This is a genomic window from Streptomyces sp. NBC_01314 (genome assembly GCF_041435215.1).
In the GTDB taxonomy this organism is placed as follows: domain Bacteria; phylum Actinomycetota; class Actinomycetes; order Streptomycetales; family Streptomycetaceae; genus Streptomyces.
In genome coordinates this window covers 7,214,599-7,233,422 of the sequence record NZ_CP108394.1, presented here as the reverse complement: position 1 = coordinate 7,233,422, position 18,824 = coordinate 7,214,599, and the positions used below count along the sequence as shown (strand labels likewise).

Annotated in this window: 14 protein-coding genes; 12 read left to right on the top strand and 2 right to left on the bottom strand. The window is 69.4% G+C overall.

Annotated elements, in window-relative coordinates:
- Positions 1–41: 41 nt before the first annotated feature.
- The 9 genes from OG622_RS31960 (at position 42) to OG622_RS31920 (ending at position 11,803) form a co-directional block, all read left to right on the top strand.
- Positions 42–1,985 carry an acetyl-CoA carboxylase biotin carboxylase subunit gene (locus OG622_RS31960; protein ID WP_371584288.1) on the top strand — a complete coding sequence of 648 codons (1,944 nt, stop codon included), beginning with the start codon at positions 42–44 and terminating at the stop codon, positions 1,983–1,985.
- Positions 1,982–2,956: a hydroxymethylglutaryl-CoA lyase gene (locus tag OG622_RS31955; RefSeq protein WP_371580078.1), complete on the top strand. Its 975-nt coding sequence runs from the start codon at positions 1,982–1,984 to the stop codon at positions 2,954–2,956. The genes OG622_RS31960 and OG622_RS31955 overlap by 4 nt, the downstream gene beginning before the upstream one ends.
- A gap of 5 nt (positions 2,957–2,961) precedes the next feature.
- Positions 2,962–4,122: an acyl-CoA dehydrogenase family protein gene (locus OG622_RS31950; protein WP_371580077.1), complete on the top strand. Its 1,161-nt coding sequence runs from the start codon at positions 2,962–2,964 to the stop codon at positions 4,120–4,122.
- 363 nt (positions 4,123–4,485) lie between these two features.
- Positions 4,486–5,538 carry an ABC transporter substrate-binding protein gene (locus OG622_RS31945; protein WP_371580076.1) on the top strand — a complete coding sequence of 351 codons (1,053 nt, stop codon included), beginning with the start codon at positions 4,486–4,488 and terminating at the stop codon, positions 5,536–5,538.
- 146 nt (positions 5,539–5,684) lie between these two features.
- On the top strand, positions 5,685–6,542 hold the full coding sequence (locus OG622_RS31940) for a siderophore-interacting protein (RefSeq protein ID WP_371580075.1): 858 nt from the start codon (positions 5,685–5,687) through the stop codon (positions 6,540–6,542).
- Between the two features lie 189 nt (positions 6,543–6,731).
- Positions 6,732–8,177, top strand: coding sequence for a lysine decarboxylase DesA (gene desA, locus OG622_RS31935; protein WP_371580074.1), 1,446 nt, complete (start codon positions 6,732–6,734; stop codon positions 8,175–8,177).
- Complete coding sequence (locus tag OG622_RS31930) at positions 8,158–9,438, top strand: lysine N(6)-hydroxylase/L-ornithine N(5)-oxygenase family protein (RefSeq protein WP_371580073.1); 1,281 nt, start codon at positions 8,158–8,160, stop codon at positions 9,436–9,438. The genes desA and OG622_RS31930 overlap by 20 nt, the downstream gene beginning before the upstream one ends.
- Positions 9,435–10,034 (top strand): GNAT family N-acetyltransferase, encoded by a 600-nt coding sequence (locus OG622_RS31925; RefSeq protein WP_371580072.1) that lies wholly within the window; start codon positions 9,435–9,437, stop codon positions 10,032–10,034. The genes OG622_RS31930 and OG622_RS31925 overlap by 4 nt, the downstream gene beginning before the upstream one ends.
- Positions 10,031–11,803, top strand: a complete 1,773-nt coding sequence (locus tag OG622_RS31920) for an IucA/IucC family siderophore biosynthesis protein (RefSeq protein ID WP_371580070.1) — start codon at positions 10,031–10,033, stop codon at positions 11,801–11,803. Before OG622_RS31925 ends, OG622_RS31920 begins: the two co-directional genes overlap by 4 nt.
- Before the next feature lie 218 nt (positions 11,804–12,021).
- On the opposite strand, the gene OG622_RS31915 is transcribed toward OG622_RS31920, so the two are convergent.
- Entirely contained in the window at positions 12,022–13,620 is a 1,599-nt protein-coding gene (locus tag OG622_RS31915) for a beta-N-acetylhexosaminidase (RefSeq protein WP_371580069.1), read from the bottom strand.
- Between the two features lie 105 nt (positions 13,621–13,725).
- Between OG622_RS31915 and OG622_RS31910 the strand changes: the two genes are divergently transcribed.
- Complete coding sequence (locus OG622_RS31910) at positions 13,726–14,601, top strand: DUF4429 domain-containing protein (protein WP_371580068.1); 876 nt, start codon at positions 13,726–13,728, stop codon at positions 14,599–14,601.
- Positions 14,602–14,657: 56 nt separating this feature from the next.
- Here the strand turns inward: OG622_RS31910 and OG622_RS31905 are convergent, their stop codons facing one another.
- The gene (locus OG622_RS31905; RefSeq protein WP_371584287.1) at positions 14,658–16,241 is read right to left on the bottom strand and encodes a purple acid phosphatase family protein; all 1,584 of its coding nucleotides are present in this window, start codon (positions 16,239–16,241) and stop codon (positions 14,658–14,660) included.
- 186 nt (positions 16,242–16,427) lie between these two features.
- Between OG622_RS31905 and OG622_RS31900 the strand changes: the two genes are divergently transcribed.
- Both OG622_RS31900 and glmS read left to right on the top strand, forming a co-directional pair.
- On the top strand, positions 16,428–16,685 hold the full coding sequence (locus tag OG622_RS31900; RefSeq protein ID WP_086749226.1) for a hypothetical protein: 258 nt from the start codon (positions 16,428–16,430) through the stop codon (positions 16,683–16,685).
- Between the two features lie 70 nt (positions 16,686–16,755).
- Positions 16,756–18,573 carry a glutamine--fructose-6-phosphate transaminase (isomerizing) gene (gene glmS, locus OG622_RS31895; RefSeq protein ID WP_371580067.1) on the top strand — a complete coding sequence of 606 codons (1,818 nt, stop codon included), beginning with the start codon at positions 16,756–16,758 and terminating at the stop codon, positions 18,571–18,573.
- Positions 18,574–18,824: the final 251 nt, after the last annotated feature.

Below are 18,824 nucleotides of genomic sequence, written 5' to 3'. Positions count from 1 at the left end.
CGATGAATCCGACGAAGTCGATGGAACCGAAGAAGCCGACCATGTTCGACACGGTGCTGGTGGCCAACCGGGGCGAGATCGCCGTCCGCGTCATCCGCACCCTCCGCGCCCTCGGCGTCCGCTCCGTCGCGGTCTTCTCCGACGCGGACGCCGACGCCCGGCACGTCCGGGAGGCCGACACGGCGGTACGGATCGGTCCGGCGCCGGCGGCGATGAGCTATCTGTCGGTGGAGCGGCTGCTGGAGGCCGCCGCCCGCACCGGCGCCCAAGCCGTCCACCCCGGGTACGGCTTCCTCGCCGAGAACGCCGGGTTCGCGCGGGCGTGCACCGACGCGGGCCTCGTCTTCATCGGCCCGCCCGCCGACGCCATCTCCCTCATGGGCGACAAGATCCGCGCCAAGGAGACGGTACGGGCGGCCGGCGTGCCGGTGGTGCCCGGTTCGAGCGGCAGCGGCCTCACCGACTCCCAACTCGCCGACGCCGCCCATGAGATCGGCATGCCGGTACTGCTGAAGCCCAGCGCGGGCGGCGGCGGCAAGGGCATGCGGCTGGTCCGGGACGCGGAGCTGCTGGCCGACGAGATCGCCGCCGCCCGCCGCGAGGCCCGCGCCTCCTTCGGCGACGACACCCTCCTCGTCGAGCGGTGGATCGACCGCCCCCGGCACATCGAGATCCAGGTCCTGGCCGACGGTCACGGCGACGTCGTCCACCTCGGTGAGCGCGAGTGCTCCCTCCAGCGCCGCCACCAGAAGGTCATCGAGGAGGCGCCCAGTGTGCTCCTCGACTCCGCCACGCGTGCGGCCATGGGCGAGGCGGCCGTCCAGGCGGCCCGCTCCTGCGGCTACTCCGGCGCGGGCACGGTCGAGTTCATCGTCCCCGGCGGCGACCCCTCCTCGTACTACTTCATGGAGATGAACACCCGCCTCCAGGTCGAGCACCCGGTGACCGAGCTGGTCACCGGTGTCGACCTGGTGGAGTGGCAGCTCCGGGTCGCGGCGGGCGAGCGGCTGTCCTTCGGGCAGGAGGACGTACGGCTGACGGGGCACGCGGTCGAGGCGCGGATCTGCGCCGAGGACCCCTCACGCGGCTTCCTCCCCTCCGGCGGCACGATCCTGCGCCTGCGCGAGCCGGACGGCGACGGTGTCCGTACGGACTCCGGCCTCACCGAGGGCACGGAGGTCGGCTCGCTGTACGACCCGATGCTCTCCAAGGTCATCGCCTACGGCCCCGACCGGCCCACCGCCCTGCGCAGACTCCGCGCGGCCCTCGCGGAGACGGTCACCCTGGGCGTCCCGACGAACGCGGGGTTCCTGCGGCGGCTGCTGGCCCATCCGGCGGTGGTGGCGGGCGAGTTGGACACGGGGCTGGTGGAGCGGGAGGTCGAGGAGCTGGTCTCCACGGAGGTCCCGGAAGCGGTGTACGAGGCCGCGGCGGCCGTACGGCTCGACGGGCTGAGGCCTCGCGGGGACGGCTGGACCGACCCCTTCTCCGTCCCGAGCGGCTGGCGTCTCGGCGGTGCGCCCCTGCCGCCCGCCTTCGACCTGCGGGCGCCGGGACTCGAACCCGTCACCCACCACCTCCGGGGCACCCACACGGTCACCGGCGACCAGGTGTCCGTGACCCTGGACGGCATCCGCCACACCTTCCACCGCGCCGCCGACTGGATCGGCCGCGACGGCGACGCCTGGCACGTGCGCGACCACGACCCCGTCGCCGCCGCGCTCACCGGTGCCGACCGCGCCGGCGCGGACTCACTGACGGCGCCGATGCCCGGGACGGTCACCGTGGTGAAGGTGGCCGTGGGGGACGAGGTGGCCGCCGGACAGAGCCTGCTGGTGGTCGAGGCGATGAAGATGGAGCACGTCGTCTCCGCACCGCACGCCGGGACGGTCACCGAGCTGGACGTCACGCCGGGCACGACCGTCGCCATGGACCAGGTGCTGGCCGTCGTCGCGCCCCACCCGGCCGAGGAGGCCGCCGTATGAGCGGCACGGATCCGGGCCTGCCGATGACCGTCCCCGCCCCGGACCTGCCCGCGCGCGTCCGCATCCACGAGGTGGGCGCGCGGGACGGCCTGCAGAACGAGAAGAGCACGGTCCCGACGGAGGTGAAGGCGGAGTTCATCCGCCGTCTGGCCGGCGCGGGACTGACGACGATCGAGGCCACCAGCTTCGTGCACCCCAAGTGGGTGCCCCAACTGGCCGACGCGGAGCAGCTGTTCCCGCGGGTGCGCGAACTGCCGGCCGACCTCCCCGTCCTGGTGCCGAACGAACGCGGCCTGGACCGCGCCCTCGCCCTCGGCGCCCGCCGCGTCGCCGTCTTCGCCAGCGCCACGGAGTCCTTCGCCAAGGCCAACCTCAACCGCACGGTGGACGAGGCGCTGGCCATGTTCAAGCCGGTGGTGACCCGGGCGAAGGCCGAGGGCGGCCATGTCCGCGGCTATCTCTCCATGTGCTTCGGCGACCCCTGGGAGGGCCCCGTCCCGATCCCCCAGGTCGTACGGGTCTGCCGAGCACTCCTGGACCTGGGCTGCGACGAACTGAGCCTCGGCGACACGATCGGCGTGGCGACCCCGGGCCACGTCGAGGCCCTGCTCGCCGCCCTCGACGAGGCGGACGTACCCATCACCTCCCTCGGCGTGCACTTCCACGACACCTACGGCCAGGCCCTGGCCAACACCCTCGCGGCGCTGCGACACGGCGTCACGACGGTCGACGCGTCGGCCGGCGGCCTCGGCGGCTGCCCGTACGCGAAGTCCGCCACCGGAAACCTCGCCACCGAAGACCTCGTGTGGATGCTGCGCGGCCTCGGCATCGACACGGGCGTCGACCTCGGCCGCCTCGTCGCCACGAGCACGTGGATGGCCGGACACCTGGGCCGACCCAGCCCGTCCCGCACCGTTCGAGCCCTGTCCCACGAGGACGCCGAGGGCCACGAGGACCACAAGGAGCCGTGACGTTCATGAACCACCGCCTCTCCCCCGAGCTGGAAGAACTCCGCCGCACGGTAGAGAAGTTCGCGCACGAGGTCGTCGCACCCAAGATCGGCGACTTCTACGAGCGGCACGAGTTCCCGTACGAGATCGTGCGCGAGATGGGCCGCATGGGGCTGTTCGGGCTGCCGTTCCCCGAAGAGTACGGCGGCATGGGCGGCGACTATCTGGCGCTGGGCATCGCCCTGGAGGAGCTGGCCCGGGTGGACTCGTCCGTGGCCATCACCCTCGAAGCCGGGGTCTCCCTGGGCGCGATGCCGATCCATCTCTTCGGCACCCGGGCGCAGAAGGAGGAGTGGCTGCCGCGTCTCTGCTCCGGCGAGGTGCTGGGCGCGTTCGGCCTCACCGAGCCCGACGGCGGCTCGGACGCGGGCGCGACCCGGACGACGGCCCGCCTGGACGAGTCGACGAACGAATGGGTCATCAACGGCAGCAAGTGCTTCATCACCAACTCGGGGACGGACATCACGGCCCTGGTCACGGTCACCGCGGTCACCGGCCGCACCCCGGAGGGCAAGCCCCTCATCTCCTCGATCATCGTCCCGTCCGGCACCCCGGGCTTCACGGTGGCAGCCCCCTACTCGAAGGTCGGCTGGAACGCCTCCGACACCCGTGAGCTGTCCTTCACGGACGTCCGGGTCCCGGCGGAGAACCTCCTCGGAGAACTCGGCCGCGGCTACGCCCAGTTCCTGCGCATCCTCGACGAGGGCCGCATCGCCATCTCGGCGCTCGCCACGGGGCTCGCCCAGGGCTGTGTGGACGAGTCGGTGAAGTACGCGAAGGAACGGCACGCCTTCGGCCGCCCGATCGGCGCCAACCAGGCCATCCAGTTCAAGATCGCCGACATGGAGATGAAGGCCCACACGGCCCGCCTCGCCTGGCGCGACGCCGCCTACCGCCTCGTCGCCGGCGAACCCTTCAAGAAGGAGGCGGCCCTGGCGAAGCTCCACTCCTCCACCATCGCCGTCGACAACGCCCGCGACGCCACCCAGATCCACGGCGGCTACGGCTTCATGAACGAGTACCCCGTCGCCCGCATGTGGCGCGACTCCAAGATCCTGGAGATCGGCGAGGGCACGAGCGAGGTACAACGCATGCTGATCGCACGGGAGTTGGGACTGACCGGCTGACCGGCTGACCGACAGGATATGTTCGAATAACGGCCGGAGGCAGCCATGACGACCCGGCTCCGGCACCCTCCCACCCGGCCCGCCACACGCGAGCCGGGTGCCCTTTTGTCCCGCATGGAGGCTCGACCGGACCACTCCGGGGCGCCCTGCGCATTGGTGACACAACCCACAGGTTCAAGACCTGTCAACACCCCACGAACCCCACCCACCTTTGATTCACAGGCAGTTCAAAGATTAGAACGGATGGGGACCCGGGTGTTCCACTTCCTGGAACCACCCTCTGGACAACTAGTGAGGTTAGGCTAACCTACCTTCGAACTCACCCCCGGGCGACGCTTCGCCCCGTTCGAAAGTAGCCATCACATGTCCAACGCCAGAGCCGCTCACCTCACCCGCCGTGGCATCCTCGCCGCCGGTGGCGCACTCGGTCTCGGGGCCGTGCTCGCCGCCTGTGGGGACGAGGACGCGACGAGCAGCAGCACTGGCTCCGGCAAGGAGACGGCTGCCGCCAAGTCCGGCCCCTGGTCGTTCAAGGACGACCGCGGCGTGACCGCCAAGACCGACAAGGTTCCGGCGAACATCGTCGCGTTCGTGGGTGTCGCCGCCGCGCTGTACGACTACGGCATCGACGTCAAGGGCGTCTTCGGGCCGACCAGGACGACCGACGGCAAGGCCGACGTCCAGGCCGGCGACCTCGACATCGGCAAGCTCACCATCCTCGGCAACGTCTGGGACGAGTTCAACGTCGAGAAGTACGCCGCCCTCGCCCCCGACGTCCTCATCACCACGCTGTTCGACGACGCCGGCACCCTCTGGTACGTGCCCGAAACCTCCAAGGACAAGATCGCCCAGCTCGCCCCGAGCGTCGGCATCTCCGCGTACGACCGTCAGATGACCGAGCCCCTGCAGCGCATGCTGGAGCTGGCCAAGTCCCTCGGCGCCGACGTGGAGTCCGAGAAGACCGTCGCGGCCAAGAAGCGGTTCGAGGACGCGGCCGCACGGCTGCGCGCGGCCACCAAGTCCAAGCCCGACATCAAGGTGCTCGCCGGCTCCGCCAGCCAGGACATCTTCTACGTCTCCGGCTCGAACCTCTCCATCGACCTGGAGTACTTCAAGGCCCTCGGCGTGAACTTCGTGGAGCCGAGCGCCGCCGCGCTGAAGGCCAGCGGGGGCTGGTTCGAGAACCTCAGCTGGGAGAACGTCGACAAGTACGACGCGGACGTCATCATCATGGACAACCGCACGTCGGCGATCCAGCCGGACGCGATCGAAGAGGCGACGTGGAAGAAGCTGCCGGCGGTGAAGGCGGGGCAGGTCATCGGGCGTAACCCCGAGCCGATCCTGTCCTACGACAAGTGCGCGCCGCTCCTGGAGGGGCTGGCCGAGGCCATCGAGAACGCGAAGAAGGTCGGTTAAGGCCGAGGCCGTGGGTGAGCTGCGGGTCCGTTGTGGCCGGTCGCGCCCACGCGGCGGAGCCGCACATGTCAGCGCCCCCCGCCCCCGGGTTGCCTGGGGTCGCCCTCTCCCGCATACGCACCGCCCCTGATCCAGGAGCCCATCACATGACGACGGCCATAGCCGCCCCCTTCCGTTTCTTCTCTCTTCAGGTCGTACGGACGGAGCGGCTGGGGCCGTCTCTCGTGCGTGTCTCGTTCGCGGGGGACGATCTGAGGTACTTCCACTCCGACGGCCGGGATCAGTCGCTGTCCCTCTTTCTGCCGCATCCGGGGCAGGACGCCCCGGCCATCCCCTTCGAACTGGGCGACGGCTGGTGGCAGGCGTGGCGGGAACTGCCGGACGGCGTAAGGGCGGTGATGCGCTCGTACACCCTGCGGGGACTCCGCCCGGACGAACACGGCGACACCGTCGAGATCGACATCGACTTCGTGCTGCACGGGGTGGAGCCGGGGGCCGCCGTGCCCGCCGGGCCCGCGTCCCGGTGGGCGTCGGCGGCGCGGGCCGGTGACCGGGTCGTGCTGCTCGGGCCCGCCGTCGCCGACAACCGCGCGATCCGTTTCCGTCCCCCGGCGGACACCGATCTGGTGCTGATCTGGGGTGACGAGACGGCCCTGCCCGCCGCCTCGGCGATCCTGGAGTCACTGCCGGCCGGCATGCGGGCCCGGGTCTGGCTGGAGGTCCGCCACGCGGGGAACATCCAGGACCTGGCCACGGACGCCGACGCCGAGATCACGTGCCTGGTGCGGACCGAAGGGGCACCGACCACCCTCGACACCATCCGTGCCGCCCAACTGCCGTCCAGTGAGCTGCCGTACGCGTGGATCGCCGGTGAGTCCGGCCGCGTGAAGGAACTGCGCCGTCATCTCGTGCGGGAGCGCGGGCTCGACAGGCGGCGGGTGACCTTCGTCGGGTACTGGCGTGAGGGCCTGACGGAGGAGCAGTTGCGGGAGCGCGGCGAGTAGACCGAGTCACAGAGACCCCGGAGTCACTAGAGCCGTAGAGCTACTGGAGCTACTGAAGTGACCACGGTCACGGCTGAGTCCGGGTTTCTCTTGAGTTAGTTAGGTTAGCCTTACCTAAGTTGGACGACGTGATGTCACCCCCCTCACCTCTCCGTCCCGCCCGGACCGCCCCGCTCGGAGGATCTCCCCATGCGCTCGCACCTGCTCAATGACACGACCGCGGAGCGGTACCGCCGCACCGTGACCGAAGGCGTGGAGCGGGTGGCGGCCAGACTCGCCACCACCGACCGACCGTTCACCGGTGTCACCGTCGACGCCCTCTCCCCCCACATCGAGAAGATCGACCTCGACAAGCCGCTGCACGACACGGCCGCCGTCCTCGACGAGCTGGAGGACGTCTATCTGCGCGACGCGGTGTACTTCCACCACCCGCGCTATCTCGCCCACCTCAACTGCCCGGTCGTCATCCCGGCCGTGCTCGGCGAGGCCGTCCTCTCCGCGGTCAACTCCTCCCTGGACACCTGGGACCAGTCGGCCGGCGGCACCCTGATCGAGCGCAAACTGATCGACTGGACCAACGAGCGCATCGGGTTCGGGCCCTCCGCCGACGGCGTGTTCACCTCCGGCGGCTCGCAGTCCAACCTGCAGGCCCTGCTCCTCGCCCGTGAGGAGGCCAAGACCGACGACACGGCCAAACTGCGGATCTTCGCCTCCGAGGTCAGTCACTTCAGCGTGAAGAAGTCGGCGAAACTGCTGGGCCTCGGCCAGGACGCCGTCGTGTCCATCCCCGTCGACGGCACCAAGCGCATGCAGACCGTCGCCCTCGCCCGTGAGCTGGAGCGCTGCAGGAACGACGGCCTCGTCCCCATGGCCGTCGTCGCCACCTCCGGCACCACCGACTTCGGCTCCATAGACCCGCTGCCCGAGATAGCCGAACTGTGCGCCCAGTACGACACCTGGATGCACGTCGACGCCGCCTACGGCTGCGGTCTGCTCGTCTCGCTCAAGCGCCGCTACCTCCTCGACGGCATCGAGCGCGCCGACTCCGTCACCGTGGACTACCACAAGTCCTTCTTCCAGCCGGTGAGTTCGTCCGCCGTCCTCGTCCGCGACGCGGCCACCCTGCGCCACGCGACCTACCACGCGGAGTACCTCAACCCGCGCCGCATGGTCACCGAACGCATCCCCAACCAGGTCGACAAGTCCCTGCAGACCACCCGCCGCTTCGACGCGCTCAAGCTGTGGATGACGCTGCGCACGATGGGCGCCGACGGCATCGGCCAGCTCTTCGACGAGGTCTGCGACCTGGCTCAGGAGGGCTGGAATCTGCTCGCCGCCGACCCGCGCTACGACGTGGTCGTGGAGCCCCAGCTGTCCACCCTGGTCTACCGCTACATCCCCGAGGCCGTCACCGACCCGGCCGAGATCGACCGCGCCAACCTGTACGCCCGCAAGGCCCTGTTCGCCTCCGGTGACGCCGTGGTCGCGGGCACCAAGGTCGGCGGTCGCCACTACCTGAAGTTCACCCTGCTCAACCCCGAGACCACGGCCGAGGACATCGCCGCCGTACTCGACCTGATCGCCGGCCACGCCGAGCAGTACCTGGGAGAATCCCTTGACCGCGTCGCTTCCTGAACCCGCCGTGAAAACACACGACTTCATCGGCATCGGGCTGGGACCCTTCAACCTCGGCCTCGCCTGCCTCACCGAGCCCATCACCGAACTCGACGGGATCTTCCTGGACTCGAAGCCCGCCTTCGAGTGGCACTCGGGGATGTTCCTCGACGGCGCCCACCTGCAGACCCCGTTCATGTCGGACCTGGTCACCCTCGCCGACCCGACCTCCCCGTACTCCTTCCTGAACTACCTGAAGGACTCGGGCCGTCTGTACTCGTTCTACATCCGCGAGAACTTCTACCCGCTGCGGGTCGAGTACGACGACTACTGCCGCTGGGCCGCGAACCGGCTGAGCAACGTCCGCTTCAACACGACGGTGACGGAGGTGACGTACGAGAACGACGTCTACGCCGTGAGGACGGCCGACGGCGATGTCCTCCACGCCCGGCACCTCGTCCTCGGCACCGGCACGCCCCCGTACATCCCGGAGGCGGTGCGGGGCCTGGACGGCGACCACATCCACAACTCCCGCTACATGGCGCACAAGCAGGAGCTGCAGAAGAAGAAGTCGATCACCCTCGTCGGCTCCGGGCAGTCGGCCGCCGAGATCTACTACGACCTGCTGAGCGAGATCGACGTCCACGGCTACCAGCTGAACTGGGTCACACGCTCCCCACGCTTCTTCCCCCTGGAGTACACCAAGCTCACGCTGGAGATGACCTCCCCGGAGTACGTCGACTACTTCCGCGAGCTGCCGGAGCCGACCCGCTACCGCCTGACCCAGGAGCAGAAGGGCCTCTTCAAGGGCATCGACGGAGACCTCGTCAACGAGATCTTCGACCTGCTCTACCGGAAGAGCCTCGGCGGCCCGCTCCCCACCCGCCTGCTCACCAACTCCGCTCTGCACAGCGCGAGTTACGAGAACGGCACCTACACTCTCGGCCTGCGTCAGGAGGAGCAGGAGAAGGACTACGAGATCAACTCGCAGGGCCTGATCCTCGCCACCGGGTACAGGTACGCCGAGCCGGAGTTCCTCAAGCCCGTCCGCGACCGGCTGCGCTACGACACACGGGGCAACTTCGACGTGGCCCGCAACTACGCGATCGACACCACCGGCCGGGGCGTCTTCCTGCAGAACGCGGCCGTCCACGCCCACAGCGTCACCTCGCCCGACCTGGGCATGGGCCCGTACCGGAACGCGTACATCATCCGCGAACTGCTCGGCACCGAGTACTACCCGGTGGAGAAGAGCATCGCGTTCCAGGAGTTCGCGGTATGAGCGGCACCAGCGATTTGAGCGGCACGAGTGGCACGGATGGTGGGGACTTCACCTTCCGCCCCCTCGACCCGCTGAGCGACGCCGAGCTGTTGCACCGCTGGGTGACGCACCCGAAAGCGGCGTACTGGATGATGCGGGACGCCAGGCTGGAGGACGTCGAGCGGGCGTACATGGAGGTCGCGGCCGACCCGCACCAGCAGGCCCTGCTGGGGCTGCTGGACGGCGAACCCGTGTTCCTCATGGAGCGGTACGACCCCGTCCACCGTGAACTCGTCGGCCTGTACGAGCCCGAGCCCGGAGACGTCGGCATGCACTTCCTGGTGCCGCCGACGGACACCCCGGTGCACGGGTTCACCAGGTCCGTGATCACCGCCGTGATGGCGCACCTCTTCGAGGACCCGGCCACCCACCGGGTCGTCGTCGAGCCGGACGTGTCCAACAAGGCCGTCCACGCCCTCAACGAAGTCGTCGGTTTCGTCCCCGACCGCGAGATCGACAAGCCGGAGAAGCGCGCGCTGCTGAGCTTCTGCACGCGAGAGCGCTTCGTCAAGCGGCACAGCCTTGCCAGCCTTGCCGCCCGAGGAGTAGCCGTATGACCCTGTCCGATGCCGTAGCGCACCTGTCCCCCCACCGCTGGGCACGGGCCAACCGCCTGCTCATCCGCAAAGCCCTCGCCGAGTTCGCCCACGAGCGGCTCATCACGCCGGAGGCAACCGCCGACGGCCGCTTCGAGGTCCGCGGCGACGACGGCTCGACCCGCTACGGGTTCACCGCCGTCCGGCGCGCCCTCGACCACTGGCAGGTCGACGCCGACTCGATCACCCGTCAACGGGACGGCGTCGACCTCCCTCTGGCCGCCCTGGACTTCTTCATCGAGCTGAAGAAGTCCCTCGGCCTGAGCGACGAGATCCTCCCGGTCTACCTGGAGGAGATCTCCTCCACCCTCGCCGGCACCTGCTACAAACTCACCAAGCCGCAGACGCCGGTCGCCGAGCTGGTGGACGGCGGCTTCCAGGCGATCGAGACCGGGATGACCGAGGGCCACCCCTGCTTCGTCGCCAACAACGGCCGCCTCGGCTTCGGCGTCCACGAGTACCTCTCGTACGCCCCCGAGACGGCGAGCCCGGTCCGCCTGGTCTGGCTGGCCGCGCACCGCTCACGGGCTGCGTTCACGGCGGGCGTGGGCATCGAGTACGAGGCCTTCCTCCGGGACGAGCTGGGCAAGGAGACGGTCGACCGCTTCAACTCCGTGCTCAGCGAAGGGGAGTTGGACCCCGCCGACTATCTCTTCATCCCGGTCCACCCCTGGCAGTGGTGGAACAAGCTCACCGTCACCTTCGCCGCCGAGATCGCCCAGCGGAACCTGGTGTGCCTCGGCGAGGGCGACGACGAGTACCTCGCCCAGCAGTCGATCCGGACGTTCTTCAACAGCTCCAGCCCCGAGAAGCACTACGTCAAGACGGCCCTGTCCGTCCTCAACATGGGCTTCATGCGCGGCCTCTCGGCGGCGTACATGGAGGCGACCCCGGCCATCAACGACTGGCTCGCCGGTCTCATCGACAGCGACCCGGTCCTGAAGTCGACCGGCCTGTCGATCATCCGCGAGCGCGCCGCCGTCGGCTACCGGCACCTGGAGTACGAGGCCGCCACCGACAAGTTCTCCGCGTACCGGAAGATGCTGGCCGCGCTGTGGCGCGAGAGCCCGGTCGCCTCGCTCCAGGAGGGCGAGTCCCTGGCGACGATGGCCTCCCTGGTCCACACCGACCACGAGGGCAACAATTTCGCCGCCGCGCTGATCGAGCGCTCGGGCCTGACCCCCACGGAGTGGCTGCGCCGCTACCTGCGGGCGTACTTCACTCCGCTGCTCCACTGCTTCTACGCGTACGAACTCGTCTTCATGCCGCACGGCGAGAACGTCATCCTCGTCCTGAAGGACGGTGTCGTCGAGCGGGCGATCTACAAGGACATCGCCGAGGAGATCGCGGTCATGGACCCGCAGGCGGTACTGCCGCCGACGGTCGAGCGGCTGCGCGTCGAGGTCCCCGAGGACAAGAAGCTCCTGTCCCTCTTCACGGACGTCTTCGACTGCTTCTTCCGCTTCCTGGCCGCGAACCTCGCCGAGCAGGGCGTCCTGGACGAGGAGGAGTTCTGGCGCACGGTCGCCGAGACCGTCCGCGACTACCAGCACGCGATGCCCGAACTCGCCGACAAGTTCGCCCAGTACGACATGTTCGCCCCCGAGTTCGCACTGTCCTGCCTCAACCGCCTCCAACTGCGCGACAACAGGCAGATGGTCGACCTGGCGGACCCGGCGGGCGCGCTGCAACTCGTCGGCACCCTGAGGAACCCCATCGCGGACCTGTAGCCCCCGGCACGGTCCCACAACAGCAGACGGGCACCTCGGAGTACGGTCCTCCGAGGTGCCCGTCGTATGCGGCCGGTTGTTCGGCCTGGAAGACCTGGCCGAACGGGCCTGAAAAGCACGGGGCGCAGCCCCTGCTTTTCAGGGGCGCGGGGAACTGCGCGAGAAGCCCCACCGCACCCGCACCCGCCGACGCACCCGAACCCCCGCTCCCCCGAGCCCTACCGCGCAGGCCAAGGCACCTGAGGCGCACGGAAGTACCCGACCCCGAGCGCATCCCACCGAGCCCCCTGCGCGGCAAGCCGCACCTTGTACCCACCCCAGCCATGCGTCGACGCCGACGACCAGCCGAGCTCGGCAACCCCCGGCAGACGGGGAAACGCCATGTACTCGACATCCGCCGACGTCGCGAGCGTCTCGGTCCACAGCGGCGCCTCGACCCCCCGGATCGCGGAGCCGGGCGCGCCCGCCAGATAGTCGCCCGGATCCCAGTCGTAGGACCGCCGCACATCCACGTATCCGGCCCAGTCGAGCCCCAGCGGCGTGTCCTTGTCGTACTTCATGTCGAGGTAGATCCGGTCGGCGGGCGAGAGGATGATCCCCGTCCCGTTCCGCGCGGCCGCCGCGACCCGCTCCTTCTCCTCGGCGCCCGTGCTGTCCAGCCCCCAGTACTGCGCGAGCGCGCCCCGCGCCGGAGCGGCCCCGGTCAGCTGATGCCAGCCGATCACGGTCTTCCCGTACTTCTCGACGACCGGCTGCACCCGGTCCATGAACGTCACGTAGTCCTCGTGGCTGGTGGAGTTCGCCTCGTCACCCCCGATGTGTAGATACCGGCCGGGCGTGAGCGCGGCCAGCTCCCGTACGACGTCCTCCACGAAGTCGTACGTCACGTCCTTGTCGACGCAGAGGGAGCTGAAGCCGACCTCGGTGCCGGTGTAGAGCGGGGGCGCGACACCGTCGCGGTTCAGCTCGGCGTAGGAGGCGAGGGCCGCGTTGGTGTGGCCGGGCATGTCGATCTCGGGGACGACCTCAAGGTGACGCGAGGACGCGTACCGGACGATCTCCTGGTAGTCGGCCTTGGTGTAGTAGCCGCCGGGGCCGCCGCCGACCTGCGTGGAGCCGCCGTACGGGGCGAGGCGCGGCCAGGAGTCGATGGCGATGCGCCAGCCCTGGTCGTCGGAGAGGTGCAGGTGCAGCTTGTTGAACTTGTAGAGCGCCAACTGGTCGATGTGGCGCTTGACCTGGTCCACGCCGAAGAAGTACCGGGAGACGTCCAGCATCGCGCCGCGCCAGCCGTAGCGCGGGGTGTCCTTGATGGTGCCGCCCGCGATCAGCCAGGGGCCCGGCTGCACGGAGTCCTTCTCGACGGCGGCGGGCAGGAGTTGGCGCAGGGTCTGGACGGCGTGAAAGAGCCCGGCGGGCGCGCGGGCGGTGAGAGTGACACCGGAGGGGCCGCTCTCCAGCCGGTAGCCCTCCTGGCCGAGACCCGTCTCCCCGGAGGCCAACCGCAGGCGGATTCCGGCCTCTCGTCGCTCGGTGACCGGCAGCCGGTAGCCGGTCGAGGGCCGCAGGATCCCCGCCAGGTACTCGCCCACCGGGAGAACTTCAGGCCCGCCGTCCACGACGATGTGCGTACCACCGGTCAGCCGGTACGGCGTTCCGTCGGCCCGGACGGAGGCAGGGGCCGGGATCACCTGCCCGAGCGGGATGGTGGCGGCTTCGGTGTTCTCGGACACGGGCGTGGCTCCCACGATGAAGGTCCCGGCCGCCACCAGCAGCAGCGAACCGAGAAGTCGGGTCGATCTGTGGTGCGGTCTCACAACGAGCTCCTCCACCCATCGAACTGTGCGCTCCCCACCATCGCCCCTCCACCCCCTTCAGGTCTAGACCACCTCTCGCCGCAGCCGGTGGAACAATCCTGTTTCATGGCGGAAATCCTGCAGCGGGACGGCTCTTGGACCTTCGACGGCGACACACTGCGGCTGACCCCGGGCCGCGACAAGGGCGTGAGCCTGCTCCGCAGGACCCTGGGTGAACTCGCCGTCCCGCTGGGCGCGTTGGCGGGCGTCTCCTTCGAGCAGGGCAAGAAGTCGGGTCGGCTGCGCCTCAGGCTGCGCGACGGCTCCGACCCTCTCCTCCAGGCCACCGGCGGCCGGCTCGCCGACTCCAACGACCCGTACCGGCTGAGCGTCGACTCCGACCGGTACGGAGTCGCCGAGTACTTCGTGGACGAGATCCGGAACGCGCTGCTCCTGGACGAGGTACCGGCCGACGCGGTGGACGCCTACCTGCTCGCCGGCCCCGCCGTGCCGCTCTCCGTCTCCGCCGGGGACGGCACCGCGAGCTTCGACGGCGACCACGTACGCCTGGAGTGGAACTGGAAGACGGAGGACTCGAAGGCCGCGTCCGGTGCGCGGACGCTGCCGCTGGCGGACATAGCGGGCGTCGAGTGGCACCCCTCGGTCGGCCTGGAGAACGGCAGCCTCCGCTTCACCGTGCGGAACGCGCCGACGAAGGCGCCGCCCAAGTACGACCCCAACTCCGTCGAGCTGTGGGGCTTCAAGAAGGACCCGCTGATGGCCCTGGTCGCGGCGGCCGTGCAGGCCCGGCTCCCGCATCCGGCGGCCCCGGCGCCGAAGCAGCTGACACCGCCCCCGCCGGCGCCGGACCGGCCGGCCCCCGAGGAGGACCACGACGCCCTGCTGCGCCGCCTCCGTGAGCTGGGCGACCTCCACCGGTCAGGTGTGCTCACGGACGAGGAGTTCACCATGGCCAAACAGGCGGTCCTCAGACGCATGTAGGGCGTAGGACGCGTACGACGCCCATGGCGGGCGCGTATGAGAACCGCCTGCCATGGTCACTTGGCCCTGCGCGCCACCGTGAAGTGGTCGACCTGCGCCCCCGTCTCGGCGATACCGCGCACGGTCAGCGTGGCGTAGTGCCCCTTCGGCGCGGGCTTCACGTCCACCCGGAGGAAGGAGTAGTCCAGGTAGCGCACCCGTGACCACGTGACGGTCTCGTTCTGCTTGCCCTCCTTGGTGTTGATGTAGGACGGGACGGACTCGACCTCGTTCTCGTGGCCCTCGTACGACAGCGGGGCGGTGAAGGAGTAGAGGCTGCGGCCGGCCGCGCCCGCCGTCACGTACACCACGCCCTCGGTCTCCGGGTACGTCGTGCCGCCGATCGGGAGCTTCTTGGTGACCGCGCCCGCCTTGATGACGTCGGTGCGCTCGTACTGGTGGTTGTGGCCGTTGATGACCAGGTCCACCGAGTACTTCTCGAACAGTGGCACCCACTCCTGGCGCACACCGCCTTCCGAGGCGTGCGCGGTGGAGGTGCAGTAGGCGCAGTGATGGAAGAAGATCACGACGAAGTCGATGTCCTTGGACGCGCGGAACCTCTTGAGCTGCGCCTCCAGCCACGTGGTCTGGGTGCCGCCGGAGATGCCGAGGTTGGCCGGGATCTCGAAGGAGATGTCGTTGGCGTCGAGCGAGATGACGGCCGTGCCGCCGTAGACGAAGGAGTAGACGCCCGGCAGGTTCTTCCGGTCGGGGCCGTTGTCGGGGAGGTTCCAGCGGGCCTCCTCGCCGCCGTAGCCGTTGGGCGCGTACCAGGCCTCCATGTCGTGGTTGCCGTAGGCGGGCATCCACGGGACGGACTTGGCCACGGCCTCGGTCTGGGCGAGGAACTGGTCCCACACGCGGGAGTCGAAGCCGGCGTCGGCGGTCTTGCCCTGGCCGGCCGGGTCGGCGTAGGCGATGTCGCCGGCGTGCAGGTGGAAGGCCGGGTTCTGGCCGAGGAGGAGGCTGTTGTTGGCGAGGCCGTGGTAGCCGACGCCCTCGTCGCCGAAGGCCGTGAAGGTGAAGGGCGCCTTGCCGGCGGGGGCGGTGGTGAAGGTGCCGATGGTGCCCGCGAACCGCGGCGAGGCCGGGTCGAAGCCGTCGTGGCCGACGCCGTAGAAGTAGGTTCTGCCGGGCTTGAGGTGGGTGAGCTCGGCGTGGACGTAGTACTGGGTGTGATCGGCGCTGACTCCGACGCCTGCCGGGGTGTAGAGGGTGCGGACCTCGGCCTCGATCTTGACCGAGAGGTGCGAGGCGTGGGTGCCGATCCGGACGAAGGGCTTCTTCACCGGGAGCGGGACCTGCCAGGAGATGGTGATCTCGGTGCGCGGGTCGTTGCCGTAGGCGAGGTGGCGGCCGAAGGGGGCGACGAGGGAGCCGTCGACGCGCTCGGCGCTCGCGTCGGCCTGGGTCGGAACCGAGGTGCGGAGGGCGGCCGGGCCGGCCGCCTGGGCCGTGGCCGGGACGAACGCGCCACCCGCGACGGCGCCGAGCGTGACGGCGCCGCCTCTGATCATCGAGCGCCGGGAGAACTTGGAGCGCAGGTACTCGTGCTGCTCGGCCATGCTCATGCGCTCGGCCAGCTGCTCGGGTACGCCCATGCGAGGTATGTCCATGGCGTCCGAAACTCGTCGCCCCAGGCGACGTGATGCGGGACGCCGGATGGACAGCGCACGAACAGCCACTCATAACACATTCAACATTCCCCCAAGGGCCGGTAACAGCACCCTGCCCGATATCGGGCAGAATTCTTGCGTAACGCCCGCACGTACCTCAGGATCTACCGAGTGCACGACGAACTTGTTGATCATTTGACGCGATCCTCGCCCCTCAACCGGGGCGAGGCGCTGCGGGTGATCCAGGACGTGCTCGCCTTCTTCGACGAGACGACCGAGGCCTACGTCCGTCGCCGCCACCGCGAGCTCCAGGCCCAGGGTCTGGTCAACGCGACGATCTTCGAACGGATCGAGGCGGACCTGAAGTACCGGGCGGTCGCACCGCCGGAGCTCACGCTCAGGCAGCTGCGCCGCATCGTCTACGGCTGATCACCAGCGGCTGACTCATCCGCGACCGATCGGCCACTGCTGAACAACTACGGCTAGGGGATACGTATATATGTGCGGGATTGTCGGTTACATCGGCAAGCGCGATGTGGCGCCGCTGCTCCTTGAGGGCCTGCAGCGCCTGGAGTACCGGGGCTACGACTCGGCGGGCATAGTCGTCACCTCGCCCAAGACGGCCGGCCTGAAGATGGTCAAGGCCAAGGGCCGGGTCCGTGACCTGGAGGCCAAGGTCCCGGCGCGCTTCAAGGGCACCACCGGCATCGCCCACACCCGCTGGGCCACCCACGGCGCCCCGTCCGACGTCAACGCGCACCCGCACATGTCGGGCGACAACAAGGTCGCCGTCGTCCACAACGGCATCATCGACAACGCCTCCGACCTGCGGAAGAAGCTCGAAGCGGACGGCGTCGAGTTCCTGTCCGAGACGGACACCGAGGTCCTCACCCACCTCATCGCCCGCTCCCAGGCCACCACCCTGGAGGAGAAGGTCCGCCAGGCGGTCCGCATCGTCGAGGGCACGTACGGCATCGCCGTCATGCACGCCGACTTCAACGACCGTATCGTCGTGGCCCGCAACGGCTCCCCGGTCGTCCTCGGCATCGGCGAGAAGGAGATGTTCGTCGCCTCGGACATAGCCGCTCTGGTCACCCACACCCGCCAGATCGTCACCCTGGACGACGGCGAGATGGCCACCCTCAAGGCCGACGACTTCCGCACGTACACCACGGAGGGCACCCGCACCACGGCGGAGCCCACCACCGTGGAGTGGGAGGCCGCCTCGTACGACATGGGCGGCCACGACACGTACATGCACAAGGAGATCCACGAGCAGGCCGACGCCGTGGACCGCGTGCTGCGCGGCCGCATCGACGACCGCTTCTCCACCGTGCACCTCGGCGGCCTCAACCTGGACGCCCGCGAGGCGCGCCAGATCCGCCGCGTGAAGATCCTCGGCTGCGGCACCTCGTACCACGCGGGCATGATCGGCGCCCAGATGATCGAGGAGCTGGCCCGTATCCCCGCGGACGCCGAGCCGGCGTCGGAGTTCCGCTACCGCAACGCGGTCGTCGACCCCGACACCCTCTACATCGCCGTCTCCCAGTCCGGCGAGACGTACGACGTGCTGGCGGCCGTGCAGGAGCTGAAGCGCAAGGGCGCCCGCGTCCTCGGCGTCGTGAACGTCGTCGGCTCGGCGATCGCCCGTGAGGCGGACGGCGGCATCTACGTCCACGCCGGCCCCGAGGTCTGCGTCGTCTCCACGAAGTGCTTCACCAACACCACGGTGGCCTTCGCGCTCCTCGCCCTGCACCTGGGCCGCACCCGCGACCTCTCCGTCCGCGACGGCAAGCGGATCATCGCGGGCCTGCGCAAGCTCCCCGCCCAGATCTCCGAGATGCTGGAGCAGGAGGAGGAGATCAAGAAGCTGGCCCAGGGGTACGCCGAGGCCCGCTCGATGCTCTTCATCGGCCGCGTCCGGGGCTACCCGGTGGCCCGCGAGGCCTCCCTGAAGCTCAAGGAGGTCTCCTACATCCACGCCGAGGCCTACCCCGCCTCCGAGCTCAAGCACGGCCCGCTGGCCCTCATCGAGCCCGCCCTCCCGACGGTCGCCATCGTCCCCGACGACGACCTCCTGGAGAAGAACCGCGCCGCCCTGGAGGAGATCAAGGCCCGCAGCGGCAAGATCCTCGCCGTGGCCCACCGCGACCAGGAGAAGGCCGACCAGACGATCATCGTCCCCAAGAACGAGGACGAACTCGACCCGATCCTCATGGGCATCCCCCTCCAACTCCTCGCCTACCACACGGCGTTGGCCCTGGGCCGCGACATCGACAAGCCCAGGAACCTCGCGAAGTCGGTCACGGTCGAATAGAGGCGCGCCGGCTTCTGGCCTTGAGGGGCGCGGGGCTGCATCGATACGCGGCTCCGCCGCGTGGGCGCGAGCAACCCCCACCCACCCGCAGAGGCCACACAACAAGGACGGACCCCCACGTGATGCCACCCATCACGTGGGGGTCCGTTCGACACGCCGGGGCCGCCCAACGCCCCGACGCCGCTGCCAACTACCCGTGGCCGTCACGCCACTCCGTCAGGCATCACGCGGGTTATGCCCTTCACAAGGGC